Genomic DNA, 19,821 nt, shown 5'->3' with positions numbered 1-19,821 from the left:
AGCACTATATTTCGTAAACCTCAGGTTTTTGTGCTTGATGATTATGCTCTGAACCTCTATAAACTCTTAACTTTTTGATCATCTTTCTTCCTAATCTATTCTTTGGTAACATACCTTTAACAGCTAGGAATATAACTTTCTCAGGATTTTCAGCCATTAATTTTTTATATGGAATTTCTCTTAAACCACCAGGATATCCTGTATGGTATCTGTAGTATTTTTGCTCTAATTTTTTACCAGTTAAAACAATTTTTTCTGCATTAATGATTATTACATGATCACCAGTATCAACATGTGGAGTATATATTGGTTTATGCTTTCCTCTTAAGATTTTTGCTACTTCGCTAGCTAATCTACCTAAAGTCTTACCTTCTGCATCTATTATATACCATTTTCTTTCAATTTCTTGTGGCTTAGCTAAAAAGCTTTTCAACCTTTTTCCCTCCCTATTTACCAAAATTACTTTGAGATTTATATGAAAAATCCGGGGCTAGTGGATTTTCATTATTCTCACACTCTATATATTGTAATACAAGCAGCCTTGTGTGTCAAGATACTACTCATAAAATACCCTCTCTAAATATAGCCCTTGAGGTTGTGCTGTATGACCAGCTTTGTTTCTATCTTTTGAAGCTATAATTTTGGGTATATCTTCTATTTTTTTCTTTCCATATCCTATCTCTATTAAAGTTCCTACTATAATTCTTACCATATTATATAAAAAACCATTGCCTGTAACTTTAAACTCAATTAAGTCTTCTTTTTCAACTATTTCTAAATCGTAAATAGTTCTAACGGTATCTTCCATACAACTCCTAGATGACATAAATGCTCTAAAATCATATGTTCCAATAAATAATTTAGCAGCTTCTTTAATCTTAGATAAATCTAAAGTATAAGGTATATGATATGAATAATCTCTCATAAGAGGACTTCTTGTTTTACTACTTAAAACTAAATACCTATACTCTTTTCCTTTTGCAGAATATCTTGCATGAAAACTTTCATCTACTTCAATAGATTCTTTTATAGATATATCAATTGGCAATACGCTATTTAATGCAAATTTGAACTTATCTGCAGGAATTTTGGAATTAGTATGAAAATTTGCTACCTGCCCTCTCGCATGTACTCCTTTGTCTGTTCTACCAGAGCCTATTAGTTTTACCTCTTCTTTTGTTATTTTTTTTATTGCCTTTTCAATTTCCTCTTGAATGGTTTTTAACTCAGGCTGCTTCTGCCATCCAAAATAATTAGTTCCATCATATTCAATAACTAATTTTATGTTCCTCATTGAACATACCACCTACAAATATCTATACAATACTATTATTACAAACAAAGTAATCATTATACCTAATGAGATAAAGTCTCTTGGCTTTAATACTAACTGTTTCATTCGTGTTCTATTTTCTCCACCTCTATAACATCTTGCTTCCATAGCCATAGCTAATTCATCTGCTCTTCTAAAAGCACTTACAAATAATGGTACTAATAATGGTACTAAACTTTTAGCCCTATTTAAAATGTTCCCACTTTCGAAATCTGCTCCTCTAGCCATCTGAGCCTTCATAATTTTATCTGCTTCTTCAAGTAAAGTAGGGATAAATCTTAATGCTATCGTCATCATCATTGCTAATTCATGAGCTGGAACTCCTATTCTCCTAAACGGGTTCAATAATTTTTCTATACCGTCAGTTAGTGATATTGGAGAAGTTGTTAATGTAAGTAATGATGTACCTATTATTAAAAAGATTAATCTAAGTGCCATAAATAACGCCTTATTTAAACCTTCTATTGTAACATCTAATGGACCTATTTCAAAAATCACTTGCCCTTTAGTCATAAATAGATTTAATACAAATGTAATTATAATAATAGGAAGTAAGGGTTTTAAACCCTTCAATATGTATTTTATTGGAATTTTAGATATTAAAATAGCCATTAGGATAAAACCTAGTATAAATAAGTATGGCAAAAACTTATCTATAAAAAACAATGCCATAATAAGCATAAATGTTATTATTATCTTTACCCTAGGGTCTAACTTATGAATAACCGTATTTCCAGGATAGTATTGACCTATAGTAATATCTCTAATCATAATTATTTCCCCTTATAGCTCTCAAAATCTCTTCTTTAGCCTCATCTACTGTTATTACATCATCTCTAATACTCACCCATTTTTTCTTTAGAGCTTTCATAAAGTATGTTATTTGAGGTATTCCCAATCCTAAATTCTCAAGCTCATTAGCTTTACTAAAGATCTCCCTAGGCGTACCGTTCATAACTATTTTGCCTTTATACATGACTATCAATCTATCAACTAATTTAGCTATATCTTCCATACTATGTGAAACAAGTATTATTGTAATCTTATATTTTTCATGTAATCTTTTAATTTGCCCTAGTATTTCATCTCTACCTTTTGGATCTAATCCAGCCGTCGGTTCATCCAATATTAAAATTTCTGGCTTCATAGCAAGTATACCCGCTATAGCGACCCTTCTTTTCTGACCTCCACTTATCTCAAATGGAGACCTGTCTTTTAAAGTTTCATAATCTAGTCCAACCATTTCCATTGATTCTCTAACTCTTTTTTCTATTTCATCTTCAGATAAACCTAGATTTTTAGGTCCAAAAGCTATATCTTTTGCTACTGTTTCTTCAAAAAGCTGATATTCTGCATATTGAAATACTAGTCCTACCTTTTGTCTAATTTCTCTTAAGCTTACATCTTTTGATGTTATATCTAAATCATTAATAAATATTTTACCAGATGTAGGTTTCAAAAGACCATTAAGATGTTGAATTAAAGTAGACTTACCAGAACCTGTATGTCCAATTAAACCTACAAACTCACCTTTAGCAATTTCTAAATTTATGTTATCTAAAGCTTTTGTCTCAAATGGGCTTTTTGGATTATAAATATGAGTTAGATTTTTTATAACAATAGTCATAGTACACTCACCAATTCCTCAACTGTTAATATATCTGCGGGAATATCAATGCCTTCTTTTCTAAGTTTATATGCTAATTCCGTTACTTGTGGCACATCTAGTCCCATGCTTTTTAATTTTTCTACTTTACTAAATATTTCTTTAGGAGTACCCTCCATTATAATCTGTCCTTTTTCCATAATGATTATCCTATCTGCTTCAACTGCTTCATCCATATAATGCGTTATGTGTATGATAGTCTTTTTTTCATTTTTATTAAGTTTTTTTATTGTATTCATAACTTCTTTTCTGCCAGATGGATCAAGCATAGCTGTTGGTTCATCTAGAATTATGCACTCAGGTTTCATAGCTAGAACACCCGCTATAGCTATTCTCTGCTTTTGTCCACCTGAAAGTAAGTGTGGCGCATACTCTTTATATTCTGACATTTCAACTGCAGCCAAAGCCTCGTCTACTCTTTTTCTTATTTCATTTGGCTCTATTCCTTGATTTTCAGGCCCAAACGCTACATCTTCTTCTACTATAGTTGCAACAATTTGATTATCTGGATTTTGAAATACCATTCCAGCAATCTGTCTGATATCCCAAATTTTCTTCATATCAGTCGTATCAATCCCATTTACATAAACTTTGCCCTCAGATGGTAATAAAAGTGCATTCATCAATTTAGCAAGAGTAGATTTACCCGAACCATTATGTCCTAAAATTACAAGAAATTCACCTTTATGTATTTCTAAATTAATATTCTTTACCGCTGCTATACGTTCTTCTTCGTTGTTAGTGTACTCATATGTTACATTATCCATTTTAACCATTATTTCTTTCATATCTATCCCCACTCATATAAACTGAATAAAATCCTTGATTTAAATAAGTTATAAGAAAACAGGGACTAAGTTAAGCTAACAACTTAATCCCCTACACTATTTATACTAATTCTAGTATTACCATTTCTGAACCGTCGCCTCTACGAGGTCCGATTTTTAATATTCTTGTATAACCACCATTTCTTTCTGCATATTTAGGTGCAATTTCATCAAACAATGTTTTAACAACAGTCTCATCATATACAAATGCTAAAACTTGGCGTCTAGCATGTAAATCTCCTCTTTTTGCAAGAGTTATCATTTTTTCAGCTAATCTTCTAGTTTCTTTTGCTCTAGTTTCTGTTGTTTCTATTCTTCCATTTTTTAACAAACTAGTTACTAAGTTTCTTAACATTGCTTTTCTGTGGTCAGTTTTACGACCTAGTTTTCTTAATTTTGCCATCCCTCTTCCCTCCTTACTTCTTAGTCATCACTCTTCCTTAGGCTCAATCCGAGTTCTGCTAATTTGCGTTGAACTTCTTCAAGGGATTTTCTACCAAGATTTCTAACTTTCATCATGTCTTCTTCTGTTTTCTTAGTTAATTCATCTACTGTATTAATACCCGCTCTTTTTAAGCAGTTATATGATCTAACTGACAAATCTAATTCTTCTATCGTCATTTCTAGTACTTTTTCTTTCTTGTCTTCTTCTTTTTCAACCATAATTTCAACATCGTTTACATGGTCAGTCAATGTAATGAATAAATTTAAGTGCTCACTCATAATCTTAGCACCTAATGAAGTAGCCTCATCTGGTTTAATACTACCATCTGTCCATACTTCTAGGATTAACTTATCATAATCAGTAATTTGACCAACCCTGGTATTTTCAACTTTAAAGTTTACTTTTCTAACAGGAGTAAAAATTGAATCAATAGGTATTACTCCTATTGTGTGATTCTCTTTTTTATTTTTCTCTGCTGGAACATATCCGCGCCCTTTAGCCATTTCAAGTTCCATATATAGCTTTCCATCCTCATCAAGCGTAGCTATGTGTAAGTCCTTGTTTAATATTTCAACTTCAGGTCCTGTAATAATATCTCCAGCTGTTACTTCTCCTTGTCCTTCTGCTTCTATTCTTAATGTCACTGGCTCATTAGTATGCATTATAGCTGTTAAACTTTTTAAGTTCAATATTATCTCAGTAACATCTTCAACTACTCCAGGAATGGTGGAAAATTCATGTAATACTCCCTGAATCTTTATTGATGTAACAGCAGCACCTGGTAAAGATGAAAGCAATATTCTTCTAAGTGAATTACCTAAAGTAGTTCCGTAACCTCTTTCTAAAGGCTCTACAACAAACTTACCATAGGTATTGTCTTCGCTCATTTCAACAATCTCAATTTTTGGCTTTTCTATTTCAATCATCTACTAATAACCCTCCCTATAAGCTTTTTTGTGATACTGAGGGCAACTGATTCTAATTTATCCATTACTTAGAATATAGCTCTACAATTAAGTGTTCTTCGATTGGTAATTCTATATCTTCTCTTGAAGGCTCAGCGATAACTTTACCTTCCATTTTTTCTGCTGTAAACTGTAACCATTTTGGTACTCTTCCTTGATGGTTTTCAATTAATTCTTTGAACTTAGCTGATGATCTACTTTTCTCTTTTACTGCAATAACATCACCTATAGAAACTAGATATGAAGGAATATTTACTTTTTTACCATTAACAGTAAAGTGTCCATGAGTAACTAACTGTCTAGCTTCTGCTCTAGTTGAAGCTAATCCTAATCTAAACACAACATTATCTAATCTCATTTCTAATACTTTTAATAGGTTTTCACCTGTGATGCCCTTCATTTTATCTGCCATTTCGAAGTATTTTCTCATTTGCTTTTCTGATATTCCATAATATCTACGAACTTTTTGCTTTTCTCTTAACTGGATACCATAGTTTGATAGCTTTCTTCTTGATTTACCATGTTGTCCTGGAGCATAGTTTCTTCTAGCAATTGCACACTTATCTGTATAGCATCTATCTCCCTTTAAATAAAGTTTAAGCCCTTCTCTACGACAAAGTCTACAAACTGGACCTGTATATCTTGCCATTCTCTACACCTCCTATATCTATATAATTATACTCTTCTACGTTTAGGTGGTCTACAACCGTTGTGTGGGATTGGAGTAACATCTTTTATTAGACTAACTTCTAGCCCAGCAGCTTGTAATGATCTTATTGCTGCTTCTCTACCTGCTCCTGGCCCTTTAACGTATACTTCTACAGTTTTTAATCCGTGTTCCATAGCCTTTTTAGCAGCAGTTTCGGCAGCCATTTGAGCAGCAAATGGAGTTGATTTTCTTGAACCTTTAAAACCAAGCTGACCTGCGCTAGCCCAAGAAATAGTATTACCTTGAGTGTCAGTTAAAGTAACTATTGTATTATTAAATGTTGATCTGATATGAGCCTGACCTCTTTCAATGTTTTTTCTATCTCTTCTTTTAACACGAGCTCTTCTATTCTTCTTAGCTACCACTTACAGTCCCTCCTTTATCTATTACTTTTTACGCTTCTTACCTACTGTTTTTCTAGGACCTTTTCTAGTTCTTGCATTTGTTTTTGTACGTTGACCTCTTACAGGTAAACCTCTTCTATGTCTGATACCTCTATAGCAGTTAATGTCTTTAAGTCTTTTGATATTTAAAGCTATCTCTCTTCTTAAGTCACCTTCTACTATATACTCGTTATCTATAATATGTCTTAATTTGCTTACTTCCTCTTCAGTTAAATCCTTAACTCTTGTATCTGGATTAATACCAGCTTTAGCTAAAATTTCATTTGCTCTTGATCTTCCAATACCAAATATATAAGTTAACCCTATTTCTACTCTCTTGTCTCTTGGCAAGTCAACACCAGCAATTCTGGCCATTAATCTCTACACCTCCTAATACTGTGAATCAAATAGTTTTATGTGTATACAACTTTCTATTTCTTAGCAGCCGCGATATTCACTAACCCAAATAAATATTATACTAGAAAGTATAATAAATAGCTAGTGTATTGTGTCTATAAATTAATATTAATATTAATATTAACCTTGTTTTTGTTTATGCTTTGGATTTTCGCAAATAACCATTACTCTACCTTTTCTTTTAATAATTTTACATTTTTCACAAATTGGTTTAACTGATGGCCTTACTTTCACAGCAATCCCTCCTTGCTACTTTTTACGCCATGTAATTCTACCTCTAGTTAAATCATATGGAGATAACTCAACTGTCACTTTATCACCTGGAAGAATTCTTATAAAATTCATTCTCAGTTTGCCTGATATATGAGCTAACAATTCGTGTCCATTATCAAGCCTTACTTTAAACATTGCATTTGGTAGAGCCTCTATAACAGTTCCCTCTACCTCTATAACGTCTTTTTTGGACATTAGGCAACCTAACCTCCTATTCAGGGAAATTATATCTCTTCATTAAAAGGTTTTAGAGATTTTCTAACATAAGCGTTATTAATCTTCTCTCCCTTTTCAATCTTTTCTCTTATGTTTTTTAATATAGTCTTGTAAACTATTAAATGTTTTATTTTCTTCTTCTTTGGTTTATCTAGCCTTCTTAAATCACCATCAACTATCGATACATACTTCTCATCTATAATATCAATAACAACGAAAACTCTTCCTTTGTCTCGACCAGCTTTTGATCTTACTACTTGACCTATTTGAATATCACTAGTAGTTTCCATAAATTTCACCTCTTATTTGTTATAAAACAGTCAGTATTTCAGGTTCACCATCTGTAATGGCTATAGTGTGCTCGTAGTGAGATGACAGTTTTCCATCAAACGTAACTACCGTCCAATTATCACTAAGAATTCGAACATGATATGTTCCTGCATTCACCATTGGTTCTATAGCTAAAACCATACCTTCTTTTAATCTTGGTCCTTTGCCAGGTGGTCCAAAATTAGGTATTTGTGGGTCCTCATGCATTTTTTGTCCGATTCCATGTCCAACAAAGTCTCTCACAACTGAAAAACCATTTTTTTCTACATACTTTTGAATTGCATGAGATATATCCGAAAGTCTATATCCTACTTTTGCAAATTTTATTCCTTCGTAAAAAGATTCTTCAGTTACTTTTATAAGTCTTAGAGCCTCTTTTGATGCATTGCCTACAGGATAAGTCTTAGCACTGTCACCATAGTATCCATCTACAATCACACCAATATCTATACTTATAATATCGCCATCTTTTAGTTTTTTTAATCCAGGTATGCCATGTACAACCTCTTCATTAACTGACGTACAAATAGAAGCTGGATAACCGTTATATCCTTTAAAAGCTGGTCTACCATTGTTCTTTAATATAAAATCTTCAGCAATTCTATTTAACTCTTTCGTTGTAATGCCAGGCTTGATAAATTGTTGGAGAAAGGCATGGGTTTCAGCAACAAGCCTACCCGCCCTTCTCATCTTTTCAATCTCTCTTTTAGATTTTATTATGATCATTATTTACCGCTCCCTAAAGCCTCTACGATATCTTCGAATACCTTATCAATATTTTGCATTCCATCTATATTAGCAAGTATCCCTTTTTCTTTATAATAATCAATTAGGGGCTTAGTTTGCTCTAGATATACTTCTATTCTCTTTGTTACTGTTTCAACAGTATCGTCTTTTCTCTGATATAGCTGCCCTCCACATACATCACAGATTCCTTCTTGTTTGGGAGGATTAAATTTAATATGATAAGTCGCTCCACATTCCTTACAGATTCTTCTTCCTACTGCTCTTTCAATAAGCGCTTCTTTATCAACCTCAATATTGATTACTTTGTCTAATTGCATATTTAAGTTTTTTAATTCAACTTCAAGCGCATCTGCTTGAGCTACTGTTCTAGGAAATCCATCTAATAAGAATCCATCTTTACAGTCACTTTCTGTTAATCTATCTTTTACAATAGCTACAACTATATCATCAGGAACTAAAAGTCCTTTATCCATATACTCTTTTGCTTTTTTACCTAATTCAGTGCCCTCTTTTATGTTCTTTCTAAAAATATCTCCTGTTGATATATGTGGAATATTATATTTTTTTACAATCCCTGAAGCTTGGGTACCTTTACCAGCTCCAGGGGGTCCTAATAATATCAATCTCAAAACAATCATCTCCTTGTGGAGTAATCCAAAGCTACTTTAAGAATCCTTTATAGTGTCTCATTAACATTTGAGCTTCTATCTGCTTCATAGTTTCAAGAGCAACACCAACTACTATTAAAAGTGCAGTACCACCAAATCTAATATTTAGACTTGTAGTAGATAATATAATAGTTGGAAGTGAAGCTATTATAGCAAGTGTTAATGCTCCTACTAATGTGATTCTTGAAATAACTTTATTTAAATACTCAGCTGTTGGCTTACCTGGTCTTATACCAGGAATAAAACCACCATATTGTTTCAAGTTATTAGAATATTCATAAGGATTAAATTGAACTGCTGTATAGAAATATGTGAAGAAAATTATCAATAAAGCGTTCAATATTGAATAAATTATAACACCAGGGTTGCCGTTTAGTGATAAATACTTGTTAACCCACTCAGCAAATCCTCCTTTGAAGAAGAATGCTAAAGTCTGTGGGAATGCTAACAATGAAGTTGAGAAGATAACAGGAATTACCCCTGCCATTAAAACTTTTAGTGGTATATGAGTGCTTTGACCACCATACATTTTTCTTCCAACTACTCTTTTAGCATATTGAACAGGTATTCTTCTCTGACCTTCTTGTATTGCAACAACCCCTGCAATTATTAATATTGAAAGTACTAAGAATACTAATATCTCAATAACATTTGTTTCTCCAACTTTTAAAAGATTAATCATTTTTGCTAATCCACCAGGTACTCTTGAAATAATACCTGTAAATATAATGAGCGAAATACCATTACCTATACCTTTATCTGTAATTTGCTCACCTAACCACATTAGGAAAGCTGTACCTGCAGTTAATGTAATTACTACAACTGATACTGAAAGAAAATCTTTATTTATCAAAGCTCTATTGAAGAAACCTACACTGTAACCTATTGCCTGTATCAATGCTAGCACTACTGTACCATACCTTGTATATTTAGCAAGTTTCTTTCTTCCTTCTTCCCCTTCTCTTGCTAAAGCTTCAAGGCTAGGAATAGCTATTGTAAGTAATTGAATAATTATTGAAGCTGTAATGTAAGGATAAATGTTTAATGCAAATATTGTAAAGTTTTTAAAAGCACCACCGGCCATTAAGTTCATAAAGTCTAGTAGCCCAGCAGCTTCACCCTTAAACATTTCAGCTATTACTTGCTTATCTATTCCTGGTACTGGAATATTAGCCCCCAATCTAAATATAACTAGCATTAATAAGGTAAATAACATTCTCTTTCTTAAATCAGGAATTTTCCACGCATTCCTAAGAGTAGTTAGCATATTAGATCACCTCTACCTTTCCCCCAACTCCCTCAATTTTTTCAATAGCAGATTTACTAAACTTATGAGCTTTTACAGTTAATTTTTTGTTTAGTTCGCCATCGCCTAGTATCTTAACTCCATCCATTACTTTCTTGATTATACCTGTTTCAAGAAGTAATTCTGGAGTTACTTCTGTATTGTCTTCAAATCTATTTAATACTTCTATGTTAACTATTGCATATTCTTTTGCAAATCTATTTGTAAAACCTCTTTTTGGTAGTCTTCTATATAAAGGCATTTGTCCACCTTCGAATCCTGGTCTAACACCACCACCAGAACGTGACTTTTGACCTTTTTGACCTCTACCAGCAGTTTTTCCTTGTCCAGTAGCAGTACCTCTACCTAATCTTTTGGTAGCCTTTACACTTCCATCATTTGGTCTAAGTTCATGTAACTTCACTCTAAACACCTCCTCTTTAACTAGTCAATTACTTCAACCATGTGGCTTACTTTTTGTATCATACCTCTAATTTGAGGAGTATCTTCCTTCTCTATAATTTGACCAACTTTTTTGAAGCCTAAAGCTTCAATAGTTCTTTTTTGCTTTTCAGTTTTACCTATTTTGCTTTTTACTAATTTGATCTTTATTTTTGCCAAGGTGTATACCCCCTTACCCTAATAACTCTTCTACTGATTTTCCTCTTAATCTTGCTACTTCTTCAGCTGTTTTTAGCTGTCTTAATGCTTCTATTGTAGCATTAACCATGTTTCTAGGGTTATTTGATCCTAATGACTTAGTTCTTATGTCTCTTATACCAGCTAACTCTAATACTGCACGTACAGGACCTCCTGCTATAACTCCTGTACCTTCTGCAGCTGGCTTTAATAGAACTCTAGCAGCGCCGAATTCTCCTATGATTTCATGTGGAACAGTTGTTCCAACCATAGGCACTTTAATTAAATGCTTTTTAGCATCTTGTATAGCTTTTCTTATTGCATCAGGTATTTCTAATGCTTTTGCCATACCTACTCCAACATGACCATTTTCATCTCCAACAACAACTAATGCGCTGAATCTGAAGTTTCTACCACCTTTAACAACTTTTGTTACACGATTTATGTTAACAACTTTTTCTTTTAAATCTAATTCGCTAGCATCAATACGTCCGCGTTGCATTAATTCCCCTCCTTTAACTAAAACTTAAGTCCTGCTTCTCTTGCACCTTCAGCAAGTTCTTTAATTCTTCCGTGATATAGATAACCGCCTCTATCAAATACTACTGTTTCAATGCCTTTTTCTAAAGCTCTCTCAGCAACTAATTTACCAACTAATCTAGCTGCTTCTTTGTTTCCTGTATAGTTAACATTCTCTTTTATTTCTTTATCTAAAGTTGAAGCAGCAACTAAAGTATTTCCAGCTACATCGTCTATTATTTGTGCGTATATATGTTTAGCACTTCTAAATACATTTAATCTTGGTCTTTCAGGAGTTCCTTGTATTTTATTTCTTACTCTAAAATGCCTTTTCTTTCTATTTTCATTCCTACGTACTTTCTTAAGCACTCTTAATCACTCCTTTCCTGCTATTTACCAGTCTTACCTTCTTTACGCCTGATAATCTCGCCTTCATATCTAATACCTTTGCCTTTATAAGGCTCTGGTTTCTTCAATTCTCTTATAACCGCAGCATAGTTACCAACTTTTTGTTTATCAATACCTTTAACAATTATTTTATTGTTAGCAGGTACTTCTATTTCGATACCTTCAGGAGCTTCCATTTCTACTGGATGTGAGAAACCAAGGTTTAATACAAGCTTATTACCTTGTTTTTGCGCTCTGTATCCAACACCTACTATTTCTAGTGTTTTTGAATAACCTTTAGTCACACCTTCAATCATGTTAGCTATTAAAGTTCTTGTTAATCCGTGTAGTGACTTATGCTTTTTATTTTCAGTAGGTCTTACTACTGTTATTTCGTTATTTTCTATGTTTATTTTCATGTCTCTATGAAGTTGCTGTTCTAATTGTCCTTTTGGTCCTTTAACAACTATATAATTATTGTCGCTTAACTTTACTTCAACGCCAGCAGGAATCGCTATTGGTTTTAACCCTATTCTAGACATGACTACACCTCCTGTTCTCTGGTTTAAAAACTTTACCAAACGTAGCAGATAACTTCTCCGCCTACGCCTTCTTTTCTTGCTGCTTTGTCAGTCATTATTCCTTTTGATGTTGAAAGAATAGCTATACCAAGTCCACCTAATACTCTTGGTATTTCATCTCTCTTAGCATATACTCTTAACCCTGGTTTTGAAATTCTCTTTAATCCTGTGATAACTCTTTCATTATTCTTTCCGTATTTAAGTTGTATTCTTATAATACCCTGCTTGTTGTCATCTATAATATCATATCCCTTAATGAAACCTTCATTTAATAAGATTTCAGCTATAGCTTTCTTCATATTAGAAGCTGGGATGTCAACAGTTTCATGTTTTGCATTATTACTATTTCTGATTCTTGTAAGCATATCTGCAATTGGATCAGTCATTACCATTAGGGTTTACCTCCTTCCATATTAGCTAACTTTACCAGCTTGCCTTTTTAACTCCAGGTATTTGCCCTTTATAAGCTAATTCTCTAAAGCAAATACGGCAAATTCCAAACTTTCTTAAATAAGCATGTGGTCTACCACATATTCTACATCTATTATAAGCTCTTGTGCTGAACTTTGGTTTTCTTTTTTGTTTAGCAATTAATGATTTTTTTGCCACTTAACTCCCTCCTTCTTACTTTTTAAAGGGCATACCCATTAGTTCAAGTAATGCTTTTGCTTCTTCGTCTGTCTTAGCAGTTGTTACTACAGTTACATCTAAACCTCTTACACGATCAATTTTATCATAGTCTATTTCAGGGAAAATAAGCTGCTCTCTAATACCTAGTGAATAATTTCCTCTTCCGTCAAATGATGTGCTTGATACACCTCTAAAGTCTCTTACTCTTGGAAGAGCAATGTTCATAAATTTATCTAAAAAGTCGTACATTCTCTCTCCTCTTAGTGTAACTCTTGCACCTACTGGCATACCTGCACGAATTTTAAAGTTTGATATTGCTTTTTTCGCTCTAGTAACAACAGCTTTTTGTCCTGCTATCAAAGTTAACTCTTCAACAGCAGCCTCTAATGACTTAGGATTATCTTTAGCATCGCCAATTCCCATGTTTAGAACAACTTTTTCTATCTTTGGTACTTCCATAATGCTTTTATATTTAAACTTCTCCATTAAAGCTGGAACTACTTCGTTTACATACTTCTCTCTTAAACGTGATGTCATTTGGTGTACCTCCTTTCAGCAGTAAGAACTAATCTAAAACTTCACCGCATTTTTTGCAAACTCTTACTTTTTCACCATTTTCTAATACTTTATATCCAACTCTAACGCCTTTTTTATCTTTATCGCAATATAACATTACATTTGATACATGGATTGGTCCTTCTTGATGTATAATTCCTCCTTGCGGAGATTTTTGACTAGGCTTTGTATGCTTAGTTTGCATATTTACGCCTTCTACAATAACTCTATTACGCTTAGGCATTGCTGTTAGCACTTTACCTTTTTTCCCTTTATCTTTACCTGAGATTACTACTACTGTATCTCCTTTTTTTACATTCATTAACTACACCTCCTCTTATAATACCTCAGGTGCTAGTGATATTATTTTCATAAAGTTACCTTCTCTTAATTCTCTTGTAACAGGTCCGAAAATACGTGTACCTACAGGTGATTTATCATCCTTGATTATAACAGCTGCATTTTCTTCGAATCTTATATAGCTACCATCTGGTCTTCTAACACCTTTATTAGTTCTTACAACAACTGCTTTAACAACGTCTCCTTTTTTAACAACTCCGCCAGGTGTTGCACTCTTAACAGAACATACTATTATATCTCCGATATTAGCATATCTTCTTCTAGTTCCGCCTAAAACTTTTATACATAATAATTCTTTTGCTCCTGAATTGTCAGCAACTTTTAGACGTGATTCTGCTTGAATCATGAGATAACCTCCTTTCAAATGCTTAGGATTACTTAGCTTTTTCTACTATTCTAACCAATCTCCATCTTTTATCCTTACTTAAAGGTCTTGTTTCCATGATTTCTACAATATCACCAATTCCGCATTCATTGTTTTCATCATGAGCTTTAAACTTTGTAGTTCTTTTAATTTGTTTTCCATATAATGGATGCGATACAAATGTTTCAACTGCAACTACAATAGTTTTATCCATTTTATCGCTTACTACACGACCTATTCTAACTTTTCTATTTCCTCTACTCACGTTAAATAGTCCTCCTTTCTGGAACTACTATGCGTTCATCTTATTTAATTCTCTTTCTCTCATAATAGTCTTAACTCTTGCAATGTCTTTTCTAACTGCTTTTATTCTCATTGGATTATCCAATTGTCCTGTCGCTAATTGAAATCTAAGATTGAATAATTCTGACTTAAGATCAGTTAATTTAGTATTCAATTCCTGAGTTGTTAATTCACGCAATTCTTTAGCTTTCATTAGCTTCACCACCTTCTTGAGCTGCCTCTTCACGAGTTATAAATTTACATTTTATTGGCAATTTATGTGATGCTAATCTCATAGCTTCTCTTGCAACATCTTCAGGCACTCCTGCCATTTCAAACAAGATTCTGCCAGGTTTTACAACAGCTACCCAATATTCTGGTGAACCTTTACCAGAACCCATACGAGTTTCAGCTGGTTTTTGAGTTACTGGCTTATCTGGGAACACTTTAATCCAGATCTTACCGCCCCTCTTAACGTGTCTAGTCATAGCTCTTCTGGCAGCCTCTATTTGATTTGAAGTAATCCAAGCTGGTTCTAAAGCTTGTAATGCAAATTCACCGTAAGCTATTTTATTACCACGAGTTGCTTTACCCTTCATTCTACCTCTGTGTACTCTACGATGTTTTACTTTCTTAGGCATTAACATATTTTTTCCTCCTTCCTAAGGGATTAAAACTACATTTCTTTTTTCTCTTCCTGTTTGTCAGCTTTTTTAGCTGGAAGTACATCTCCTTTGTATATCCATACTTTAACGCCTATTTTACCATAAGTAGTATCTGCTTCAGCAAAACCGTAGCTTATATCTGCTCTTAAAGTTTGTAAAGGTATATTTCCTTCGCTGTATCCTTCTGTTCTAGCCATGTCAGCTCCACCTAATCTTCCTGATACAGCAGTTTTAATACCTTTAGCGCCCGCTCTCATACTTCTTTGAATAGCTTGCTTCATAGCTCTTCTGAAAGATACCCTTCTTTCAATTTGAGCTGCTATATTTTCTGCTACTAATTGTGCATCTAATTCAGGTACTTTTACCTCTTCAACATTTACTATAACTTTTTTCTTAGTTAATTTCTCTAATTGTTTTCTTAATTCTTCTACTCCTTGACCGCCTTTACCAATAACCATTCCTGGTTTAGCAGTATTTATTGTTACTCTTACTCTGTTAGCCGATCTTTCTATTTCTATTTTTGAAATTCCAGCTATATATAATTTTTGTTTTACAAATTTACGTATATTAAAATCTTCTACTAGAAAATCTGCGAATTCTTTCTTTCCAGCATACCATCTAGAGTCCCAATCTTTTATAATTCCAACTCTAAGTCCATGTGGATTTACTTTCTGACCCATTTCAGTCCCTCCTTATCTATTCTCTTTCCCTAAGCACTACTCCTATATGACTAGTTCTCTTAAGAATAGGATATGCTCTTCCTTGTGCTCTCGGTCTCCATCTTTTTAGTGTAGGACCTTGATTAGCGTAAACCTCAGCTACATAAAGATTATCTCTATCCATATCAAAATTGTTTTCAGCGTTAGCAAGTGCTGACTTAACAACTTTTTCTAATAATCTAGCTGATTTCTTAGGAGTAAACTTTAAAATAGCAAGAGCTTCATTTACATTTTTGCCCCTAATTAAATTTGCTACTATCTGAACTTTCCTGGGTGAAATACGAACATATTTGGCAATAGCTCTAGCTTCCACCTGAATTCCCTCCTTTATCTATCTAACTTTAGTTGTTTTCTCTGTGTCTGCATGACCTCTATAAGTTCTTGTTGGAGCAAATTCTCCTAACTTATGACCAACCATATCTTCAGTTATATAAACTGGTACATGTTTTCTACCATCATGAACTGCTAATGTGTGACCAACCATTTGTGGGAAAATAGTTGAACGACGTGACCAAGTTTTAATAACTTTCTTTTCATTCTTTTTGTTCATTTCTTCTACTTTTTTTAATAACTTAGGATCACAATAAGGACCCTTTTTTAGTGATCTACCCATCTATGATCCTCCTTTCAATGCCACTTTATTTTTAACCGACGCATCTTAGTTTATATAAAACTACATTATTTCTTTCTTTTTCTAACAATAAATTTATCAGATGGTTTATTTTTCTTACGAGTTTTGTATCCAAGAGTTGGTTTGCCCCATGGAGTAACAGGTGTTGGTCTACCAATTGGTGCTCTACCTTCTCCACCACCGTGTGGGTGATCGTTAGGGTTCATAACACTACCTCTAACAGTAGGTCTTATACCCATATGTCTCTTTCTACCAGCTTTACCTATAGTAATATTTTCATGATCTATGTTTCCAACTTGACCTATTGTTGCTCTACACTCTAATCTTATTTTTCTTACTTCTCCTGAAGGAAGTTTGATTAAAGCATAGTCTCCTTCTTTAGCCATAAGTTGCGCTGAGTTACCAGCTGATCTAACTAATTGTGCACCCTTACCAGGCTTTAACTCTATGTTATGAATTGTACTACCAACTGGTATACTTCTTAAAGGTAATGCATTACCTATTTTAATATCAACATTTTCTCCTGATTCAATAATATCTCCAACTTTTAATTTGTATGGAGCTATAATATATCTTTTCTCACCATCTGCATAACTAATAAGTGCTATGTTTGCAGTTCTGTTTGGATCATATTCTATTGCAACAACTTTTCCTGGAATACCATCTTTATTTCTTTTGAAATCTATAATTCTATATTTTCTCTTAGCTCCGCCACCTCTATGACGAACTGTTATTCTACCTTGAGCATTTCTTCCAGCTTTTTTGTTCAAAGATACTGTTAAAGATTTTTCCGGCTCTTTTTTTGTTATCTCTTCAAAAGTGGAAACAGTCATCTGTCTTCTAGCTGGTGAAGTAGGCTTAAAACTCTTTATACCCATTTCCGTTCCCTCCTTCTAACTAATTCTACCGCTAAATCATACCTTCAAAGAACTCTATACCTTTACTATCTGAAGTTAAAGTAACAATAGCCTTCTTCCAATTTGGCCTTCTTCCTACATGAATACCCATTCTTTTAACTTTACCTTTCATGTTCATTGTGTTAACTTTTTCAACTTTAACTCCAAATATTTGTTCAATTGCGTTTTTAATTTCAGTTTTATTAGCCCTTTTATCCACTACAAAGGTGTATTTCCCTTCTGCCATGTCATTCATACTTTTTTCAGTAATAATAGGTTTTATTATAATATCGTGTGGGCTACGCATTATGCATACACCTCCTCCACTTTTCGAACCGCATCCTTAGTTATGATAAAAGAATCGCAGTTTAAAATGTCATAAACATTTAATGTATTTACAAGTGTAGTCTTTACACCTTGTATATTTCTTGCTGATTTTACTACATTTTCATCTTTTCCACTCATAACTATAAGAGCTTTTTTGTTTGAATTTAAGTTGTTTAAGATAGATACCATATCCTTAGTTTTAGGTCTATCCATTTTTAATTCGTCTAATACTATTATTTCTCCATTTACTACTTTTGAACTTAATGCTGATTTCATAGCAAGTCTCTTGATTTTCTTTGGTAATTTATAGCTGTAATCTCTTGGTTTTGGTGCGAATACAACTCCGCCACCTTTCCAAATAGGTGATCTTATACTTCCGTGACGTGCTCTACCTGTTCCTTTTTGTCTCCAAGGCTTTCTTCCGCCACCTCTCACCTCTGATCTAGTTTTAGCTGATTGAGTACCTTGTCTTCTATTAGCAAGATGATTCTTTACAGCTTCATATAATACGTGTTCATTAATTTCAACACCAAATACGCTATCATTTAACTCTATATCACCAATTTGTTGTCCAGATACATTATATAAAGCTACCTTTGGCATTTTATGTCCTCCCTTCTATAAAAAGTAACTTTCTTAAGCTTTAACACTTTGTTTTATTGTTAATAATCCACCTTTAGGTCCTGGAACTGCTCCTTTTATAAGGATTAAGTTCTTTTCTGCATCAACTCTAACAACTTCAAGGTTTTGAACTGTTACTCTTTCATGTCCCATATGTCCTGGAAGTTTCTTAGTTTTGAATACTCTTGATGGATATGAAGAAGCACCTAATGAACCTACAGCTCTGTGATATTTAGAACCGTGAGTTTCTGGTCCTCTTGATTGATTATGTCTTTTAATAACACCTTGGAATCCCTTACCTTTTGAAATTCCTATTACATCCACTTTATCTCCTGCACTGAAAACATCTGCTTTGATCTCTTGTCCTACTTCATATTCATCTACATTTTCTACTCTAAACTCTCTTAAATATCTCTTGTATTCAACTCCAGCTTTTTCAAAGTGTCCTTTAAGTGGTTTGTTAACTTTCTTTTCTTTTATATCACTGAAACCAACTTGTATTGCGCTATAACCGTCTTTCTCAATAGTCTTTTTCTGTACAACCTTAACTGGTCCAGCTTCGATTACTGTTACTGGTATAACAACACCGTCTTCTGTGAAAACTTGTGTCATACCTAACTTTCTTCCTAATATAGCTTTCATATCTACACCTCCTATAATCTTACAGCGGATTACACGTCATGTGCAATCATGCTAAGAATTATAACTTAATTTCAATGTCAACGCCTGCAGGCAAGTTAAGTCTCATTAACGCATCTACAGTTTTTGGCGAAGGGTTTGTAATATCGATTAATCTCTTGTGAGTTCTTTGTTCGAACTGCTCTCTTGAATCTTTATACTTGTGAACTGCTCTTAAGATTGTTATAACTTGTCTTTCTGTTGGTAGAGGTACAGGACCTGATACTGTTGCTCCTGTTCTCTTAGCAGTCTCTACAATCTTACGAGCTGAAGAATCAAGAATTTCGTGATCATAAGCTTTTAGTCTGATTCTTATTTTTTGTTTTCCCTTACCATTATTTTTTGACATAAAATTCCCTCCTTCTATCGCATGTTATATTTTACACATGCGACGTGGAATCACCTATACACTCAACCGGGCGTTTTGTATATTTTTTTTATCAACCGGTCCAGTGACAAGGCAATACCAGTCGCCCGATTTCAAATCGGACATTCTCGGCAAAAATTCCCTTAAAATTTAAGCAACCTTTTGCCTCATCGCATGTCAATTGCACACTATATCATTTTATATTAATTTAAAAGAAAACTCAAGCCCTAATTAAGATTTTTTTTTGGCTTTTTGAATATTTTTTAGATATTAAAAGAAGGGTTGCCCCTTCTTTTAATATCTTGTATTATTATTCAATAATTTGAGTAACAACAC

At 33.4% G+C, this 19,821-nt stretch carries 37 protein-coding genes; all 37 read right to left on the bottom strand.

The genetic code is table 11. The features are described from left to right. Positions 1–4: 4 nt before the first annotated feature. The 37 genes from rplM to rpsJ all read right to left on the bottom strand — a co-directional run bounded on the left by rplM (position 5) and on the right by rpsJ (position 19,467). Complete coding sequence (rplM, locus tag TR13x_RS08365; protein WP_054871472.1) at positions 5–433, bottom strand: 50S ribosomal protein L13; 429 nt, start codon at positions 431–433, stop codon at positions 5–7. Between the two features lie 123 nt (positions 434–556). Beyond that, the gene (gene truA / locus TR13x_RS08360; RefSeq protein ID WP_054871471.1) at positions 557–1,294 is read right to left on the bottom strand and encodes a tRNA pseudouridine(38-40) synthase TruA; all 738 of its coding nucleotides are present in this window, start codon (positions 1,292–1,294) and stop codon (positions 557–559) included. A gap of 12 nt (positions 1,295–1,306) precedes the next feature. Then, on the bottom strand, positions 1,307–2,104 hold the full coding sequence (locus TR13x_RS08355; RefSeq protein ID WP_054871470.1) for an energy-coupling factor transporter transmembrane protein EcfT: 798 nt from the start codon (positions 2,102–2,104) through the stop codon (positions 1,307–1,309). After that, positions 2,097–2,960 carry an energy-coupling factor transporter ATPase gene (locus TR13x_RS08350; RefSeq protein WP_054871469.1) on the bottom strand — a complete coding sequence of 288 codons (864 nt, stop codon included), beginning with the start codon at positions 2,958–2,960 and terminating at the stop codon, positions 2,097–2,099. The genes TR13x_RS08355 and TR13x_RS08350 overlap by 8 nt, the downstream gene beginning before the upstream one ends. Further along, positions 2,957–3,775 (bottom strand): energy-coupling factor transporter ATPase, encoded by an 819-nt coding sequence (locus TR13x_RS08345; protein ID WP_255351329.1) that lies wholly within the window; start codon positions 3,773–3,775, stop codon positions 2,957–2,959. Before TR13x_RS08345 ends, TR13x_RS08350 begins: the two co-directional genes overlap by 4 nt. A gap of 112 nt (positions 3,776–3,887) precedes the next feature. Beyond that, on the bottom strand, positions 3,888–4,229 hold the full coding sequence (gene rplQ / locus TR13x_RS08340) for a 50S ribosomal protein L17 (protein ID WP_054871467.1): 342 nt from the start codon (positions 4,227–4,229) through the stop codon (positions 3,888–3,890). A 20-nt stretch (positions 4,230–4,249) separates the two neighbouring features. Continuing rightward, complete coding sequence (locus TR13x_RS08335) at positions 4,250–5,197, bottom strand: DNA-directed RNA polymerase subunit alpha (protein ID WP_054871466.1); 948 nt, start codon at positions 5,195–5,197, stop codon at positions 4,250–4,252. A gap of 64 nt (positions 5,198–5,261) precedes the next feature. Further along, positions 5,262–5,885, bottom strand: a complete 624-nt coding sequence (gene rpsD / locus TR13x_RS08330) for a 30S ribosomal protein S4 (RefSeq protein WP_054871465.1) — start codon at positions 5,883–5,885, stop codon at positions 5,262–5,264. Between the two features lie 26 nt (positions 5,886–5,911). Then, positions 5,912–6,310, bottom strand: a complete 399-nt coding sequence (gene rpsK / locus TR13x_RS08325) for a 30S ribosomal protein S11 (RefSeq protein WP_054871464.1) — start codon at positions 6,308–6,310, stop codon at positions 5,912–5,914. Between the two features lie 21 nt (positions 6,311–6,331). Further along, positions 6,332–6,703, bottom strand: coding sequence for a 30S ribosomal protein S13 (gene rpsM / locus TR13x_RS08320; RefSeq protein WP_054871463.1), 372 nt, complete (start codon positions 6,701–6,703; stop codon positions 6,332–6,334). 162 nt (positions 6,704–6,865) lie between these two features. Beyond that, positions 6,866–6,979, bottom strand: coding sequence for a 50S ribosomal protein L36 (gene rpmJ, locus TR13x_RS08315; RefSeq protein WP_025434559.1), 114 nt, complete (start codon positions 6,977–6,979; stop codon positions 6,866–6,868). Positions 6,980–6,994: 15 nt separating this feature from the next. After that, entirely contained in the window at positions 6,995–7,213 is a 219-nt protein-coding gene (gene infA, locus TR13x_RS08310) for a translation initiation factor IF-1 (protein ID WP_054871462.1), read from the bottom strand. A gap of 29 nt (positions 7,214–7,242) precedes the next feature. Next, complete coding sequence (locus TR13x_RS08305; RefSeq protein WP_054871461.1) at positions 7,243–7,524, bottom strand: KOW domain-containing RNA-binding protein; 282 nt, start codon at positions 7,522–7,524, stop codon at positions 7,243–7,245. Between the two features lie 19 nt (positions 7,525–7,543). Beyond that, positions 7,544–8,290: a type I methionyl aminopeptidase gene (gene map / locus TR13x_RS08300; RefSeq protein WP_054871460.1), complete on the bottom strand. Its 747-nt coding sequence runs from the start codon at positions 8,288–8,290 to the stop codon at positions 7,544–7,546. Beyond that, on the bottom strand, positions 8,290–8,940 hold the full coding sequence (locus TR13x_RS08295) for an adenylate kinase (RefSeq protein WP_054871459.1): 651 nt from the start codon (positions 8,938–8,940) through the stop codon (positions 8,290–8,292). Before TR13x_RS08295 ends, map begins: the two co-directional genes overlap by 1 nt. A 31-nt stretch (positions 8,941–8,971) precedes the next feature. Continuing rightward, on the bottom strand, positions 8,972–10,246 hold the full coding sequence (gene secY, locus TR13x_RS08290) for a preprotein translocase subunit SecY (protein WP_054871458.1): 1,275 nt from the start codon (positions 10,244–10,246) through the stop codon (positions 8,972–8,974). Position 10,247: 1 nt separating this feature from the next. After that, positions 10,248–10,688: a 50S ribosomal protein L15 gene (gene rplO, locus TR13x_RS08285; RefSeq protein ID WP_054871457.1), complete on the bottom strand. Its 441-nt coding sequence runs from the start codon at positions 10,686–10,688 to the stop codon at positions 10,248–10,250. A gap of 20 nt (positions 10,689–10,708) precedes the next feature. Next, positions 10,709–10,885, bottom strand: coding sequence for a 50S ribosomal protein L30 (gene rpmD / locus TR13x_RS08280; protein ID WP_054871456.1), 177 nt, complete (start codon positions 10,883–10,885; stop codon positions 10,709–10,711). Positions 10,886–10,898: 13 nt separating this feature from the next. Next, on the bottom strand, positions 10,899–11,405 hold the full coding sequence (gene rpsE / locus TR13x_RS08275) for a 30S ribosomal protein S5 (RefSeq protein ID WP_054871455.1): 507 nt from the start codon (positions 11,403–11,405) through the stop codon (positions 10,899–10,901). Positions 11,406–11,422: 17 nt separating this feature from the next. Further along, entirely contained in the window at positions 11,423–11,791 is a 369-nt protein-coding gene (gene rplR, locus TR13x_RS08270; protein ID WP_054871454.1) for a 50S ribosomal protein L18, read from the bottom strand. A gap of 20 nt (positions 11,792–11,811) precedes the next feature. Next, complete coding sequence (rplF, locus tag TR13x_RS08265; RefSeq protein WP_054871453.1) at positions 11,812–12,351, bottom strand: 50S ribosomal protein L6; 540 nt, start codon at positions 12,349–12,351, stop codon at positions 11,812–11,814. A 32-nt stretch (positions 12,352–12,383) separates the two neighbouring features. Next, complete coding sequence (rpsH, locus tag TR13x_RS08260) at positions 12,384–12,782, bottom strand: 30S ribosomal protein S8 (protein ID WP_054871452.1); 399 nt, start codon at positions 12,780–12,782, stop codon at positions 12,384–12,386. A gap of 31 nt (positions 12,783–12,813) precedes the next feature. After that, positions 12,814–12,999: a type Z 30S ribosomal protein S14 gene (locus tag TR13x_RS08255; RefSeq protein ID WP_035162230.1), complete on the bottom strand. Its 186-nt coding sequence runs from the start codon at positions 12,997–12,999 to the stop codon at positions 12,814–12,816. A gap of 15 nt (positions 13,000–13,014) precedes the next feature. Further along, entirely contained in the window at positions 13,015–13,557 is a 543-nt protein-coding gene (gene rplE, locus TR13x_RS08250) for a 50S ribosomal protein L5 (protein WP_054871451.1), read from the bottom strand. Positions 13,558–13,585: 28 nt separating this feature from the next. Beyond that, positions 13,586–13,897, bottom strand: a complete 312-nt coding sequence (gene rplX / locus TR13x_RS08245; RefSeq protein ID WP_054871450.1) for a 50S ribosomal protein L24 — start codon at positions 13,895–13,897, stop codon at positions 13,586–13,588. A gap of 15 nt (positions 13,898–13,912) precedes the next feature. Further along, positions 13,913–14,281, bottom strand: coding sequence for a 50S ribosomal protein L14 (gene rplN / locus TR13x_RS08240; RefSeq protein ID WP_054871449.1), 369 nt, complete (start codon positions 14,279–14,281; stop codon positions 13,913–13,915). A gap of 28 nt (positions 14,282–14,309) precedes the next feature. Further along, positions 14,310–14,564, bottom strand: a complete 255-nt coding sequence (rpsQ, locus tag TR13x_RS08235; RefSeq protein ID WP_054871448.1) for a 30S ribosomal protein S17 — start codon at positions 14,562–14,564, stop codon at positions 14,310–14,312. Between the two features lie 27 nt (positions 14,565–14,591). Further along, complete coding sequence (gene rpmC / locus TR13x_RS08230) at positions 14,592–14,795, bottom strand: 50S ribosomal protein L29 (protein ID WP_054871447.1); 204 nt, start codon at positions 14,793–14,795, stop codon at positions 14,592–14,594. Further along, entirely contained in the window at positions 14,785–15,228 is a 444-nt protein-coding gene (rplP, locus tag TR13x_RS08225) for a 50S ribosomal protein L16 (RefSeq protein ID WP_054871446.1), read from the bottom strand. Before rplP ends, rpmC begins: the two co-directional genes overlap by 11 nt. A gap of 29 nt (positions 15,229–15,257) precedes the next feature. Beyond that, positions 15,258–15,926: a 30S ribosomal protein S3 gene (rpsC, locus tag TR13x_RS08220; RefSeq protein ID WP_054871445.1), complete on the bottom strand. Its 669-nt coding sequence runs from the start codon at positions 15,924–15,926 to the stop codon at positions 15,258–15,260. A gap of 16 nt (positions 15,927–15,942) precedes the next feature. Continuing rightward, positions 15,943–16,278 (bottom strand): 50S ribosomal protein L22, encoded by a 336-nt coding sequence (rplV, locus tag TR13x_RS08215; protein ID WP_054871444.1) that lies wholly within the window; start codon positions 16,276–16,278, stop codon positions 15,943–15,945. Positions 16,279–16,296: 18 nt separating this feature from the next. Then, positions 16,297–16,578 (bottom strand): 30S ribosomal protein S19, encoded by a 282-nt coding sequence (gene rpsS, locus TR13x_RS08210; RefSeq protein WP_054871443.1) that lies wholly within the window; start codon positions 16,576–16,578, stop codon positions 16,297–16,299. 65 nt (positions 16,579–16,643) lie between these two features. After that, positions 16,644–17,474, bottom strand: a complete 831-nt coding sequence (rplB, locus tag TR13x_RS08205) for a 50S ribosomal protein L2 (RefSeq protein ID WP_054871442.1) — start codon at positions 17,472–17,474, stop codon at positions 16,644–16,646. A 31-nt stretch (positions 17,475–17,505) separates the two neighbouring features. Continuing rightward, complete coding sequence (gene rplW, locus TR13x_RS08200; protein ID WP_054871441.1) at positions 17,506–17,799, bottom strand: 50S ribosomal protein L23; 294 nt, start codon at positions 17,797–17,799, stop codon at positions 17,506–17,508. After that, complete coding sequence (gene rplD / locus TR13x_RS08195) at positions 17,799–18,422, bottom strand: 50S ribosomal protein L4 (RefSeq protein WP_054871440.1); 624 nt, start codon at positions 18,420–18,422, stop codon at positions 17,799–17,801. The genes rplW and rplD overlap by 1 nt, the downstream gene beginning before the upstream one ends. Before the next feature lie 33 nt (positions 18,423–18,455). Next, the gene (gene rplC / locus TR13x_RS08190) at positions 18,456–19,082 is read right to left on the bottom strand and encodes a 50S ribosomal protein L3 (protein WP_054871439.1); all 627 of its coding nucleotides are present in this window, start codon (positions 19,080–19,082) and stop codon (positions 18,456–18,458) included. A gap of 58 nt (positions 19,083–19,140) precedes the next feature. After that, on the bottom strand, positions 19,141–19,467 hold the full coding sequence (gene rpsJ, locus TR13x_RS08185) for a 30S ribosomal protein S10 (protein WP_035162201.1): 327 nt from the start codon (positions 19,465–19,467) through the stop codon (positions 19,141–19,143). Between the last annotated feature and the right edge of the window lie 354 nt (positions 19,468–19,821).

It is taken from the genome of Caloranaerobacter sp. TR13 (assembly GCF_001316435.1).
Taxonomy (GTDB): Bacteria; Bacillota; Clostridia; order Tissierellales; family Thermohalobacteraceae; genus Caloranaerobacter.
Note: the sequence above shows the minus strand (reverse complement) of the source record. Positions and strands in the feature narration are given on the sequence as shown.

Coding starts and splice junctions, on each gene's coding strand:
- truA (WP_054871471.1), bottom strand. CDS start 1,294: ATGAGGAACATAAAATTAGTTATTGAATATGATGGAACTAATTATTTT.
- TR13x_RS08355 (WP_054871470.1), bottom strand. CDS start 2,104: ATGATTAGAGATATTACTATAGGTCAATACTATCCTGGAAATACGGTT.
- TR13x_RS08350 (WP_054871469.1), bottom strand. CDS start 2,960: ATGACTATTGTTATAAAAAATCTAACTCATATTTATAATCCAAAAAGC.
- TR13x_RS08345 (WP_255351329.1), bottom strand. CDS start 3,775: ATGGTTAAAATGGATAATGTAACATATGAGTACACTAACAACGAAGAA.
- rplQ (WP_054871467.1), bottom strand. CDS start 4,229: ATGGCAAAATTAAGAAAACTAGGTCGTAAAACTGACCACAGAAAAGCA.
- TR13x_RS08335 (WP_054871466.1), bottom strand. CDS start 5,197: ATGATTGAAATAGAAAAGCCAAAAATTGAGATTGTTGAAATGAGCGAA.
- rpsD (WP_054871465.1), bottom strand. CDS start 5,885: ATGGCAAGATATACAGGTCCAGTTTGTAGACTTTGTCGTAGAGAAGGG.
- rpsM (WP_054871463.1), bottom strand. CDS start 6,703: ATGGCCAGAATTGCTGGTGTTGACTTGCCAAGAGACAAGAGAGTAGAA.
- infA (WP_054871462.1), bottom strand. CDS start 7,213: ATGTCCAAAAAAGACGTTATAGAGGTAGAGGGAACTGTTATAGAGGCT.
- TR13x_RS08305 (WP_054871461.1), bottom strand. CDS start 7,524: ATGGAAACTACTAGTGATATTCAAATAGGTCAAGTAGTAAGATCAAAA.
- map (WP_054871460.1), bottom strand. CDS start 8,290: ATGATCATAATAAAATCTAAAAGAGAGATTGAAAAGATGAGAAGGGCG.
- secY (WP_054871458.1), bottom strand. CDS start 10,246: ATGCTAACTACTCTTAGGAATGCGTGGAAAATTCCTGATTTAAGAAAG.
- rpsE (WP_054871455.1), bottom strand. CDS start 11,405: ATGCAACGCGGACGTATTGATGCTAGCGAATTAGATTTAAAAGAAAAA.
- rplF (WP_054871453.1), bottom strand. CDS start 12,351: ATGTCTAGAATAGGGTTAAAACCAATAGCGATTCCTGCTGGCGTTGAA.
- rpsH (WP_054871452.1), bottom strand. CDS start 12,782: ATGGTAATGACTGATCCAATTGCAGATATGCTTACAAGAATCAGAAAT.
- rplE (WP_054871451.1), bottom strand. CDS start 13,557: ATGACATCACGTTTAAGAGAGAAGTATGTAAACGAAGTAGTTCCAGCT.
- rplX (WP_054871450.1), bottom strand. CDS start 13,897: ATGAATGTAAAAAAAGGAGATACAGTAGTAGTAATCTCAGGTAAAGAT.
- rplN (WP_054871449.1), bottom strand. CDS start 14,281: ATGATTCAAGCAGAATCACGTCTAAAAGTTGCTGACAATTCAGGAGCA.
- rpmC (WP_054871447.1), bottom strand. CDS start 14,795: ATGAAAGCTAAAGAATTGCGTGAATTAACAACTCAGGAATTGAATACT.
- rplP (WP_054871446.1), bottom strand. CDS start 15,228: ATGTTAATGCCTAAGAAAGTAAAACATCGTAGAGTACACAGAGGTAGA.
- rpsC (WP_054871445.1), bottom strand. CDS start 15,926: ATGGGTCAGAAAGTAAATCCACATGGACTTAGAGTTGGAATTATAAAA.
- rpsS (WP_054871443.1), bottom strand. CDS start 16,578: ATGGGTAGATCACTAAAAAAGGGTCCTTATTGTGATCCTAAGTTATTA.
- rplB (WP_054871442.1), bottom strand. CDS start 17,474: ATGGGTATAAAGAGTTTTAAGCCTACTTCACCAGCTAGAAGACAGATG.
- rplW (WP_054871441.1), bottom strand. CDS start 17,799: ATGCGTAGCCCACACGATATTATAATAAAACCTATTATTACTGAAAAA.
- rplD (WP_054871440.1), bottom strand. CDS start 18,422: ATGCCAAAGGTAGCTTTATATAATGTATCTGGACAACAAATTGGTGAT.
- rplC (WP_054871439.1), bottom strand. CDS start 19,082: ATGAAAGCTATATTAGGAAGAAAGTTAGGTATGACACAAGTTTTCACA.
- rpsJ (WP_035162201.1), bottom strand. CDS start 19,467: ATGTCAAAAAATAATGGTAAGGGAAAACAAAAAATAAGAATCAGACTA.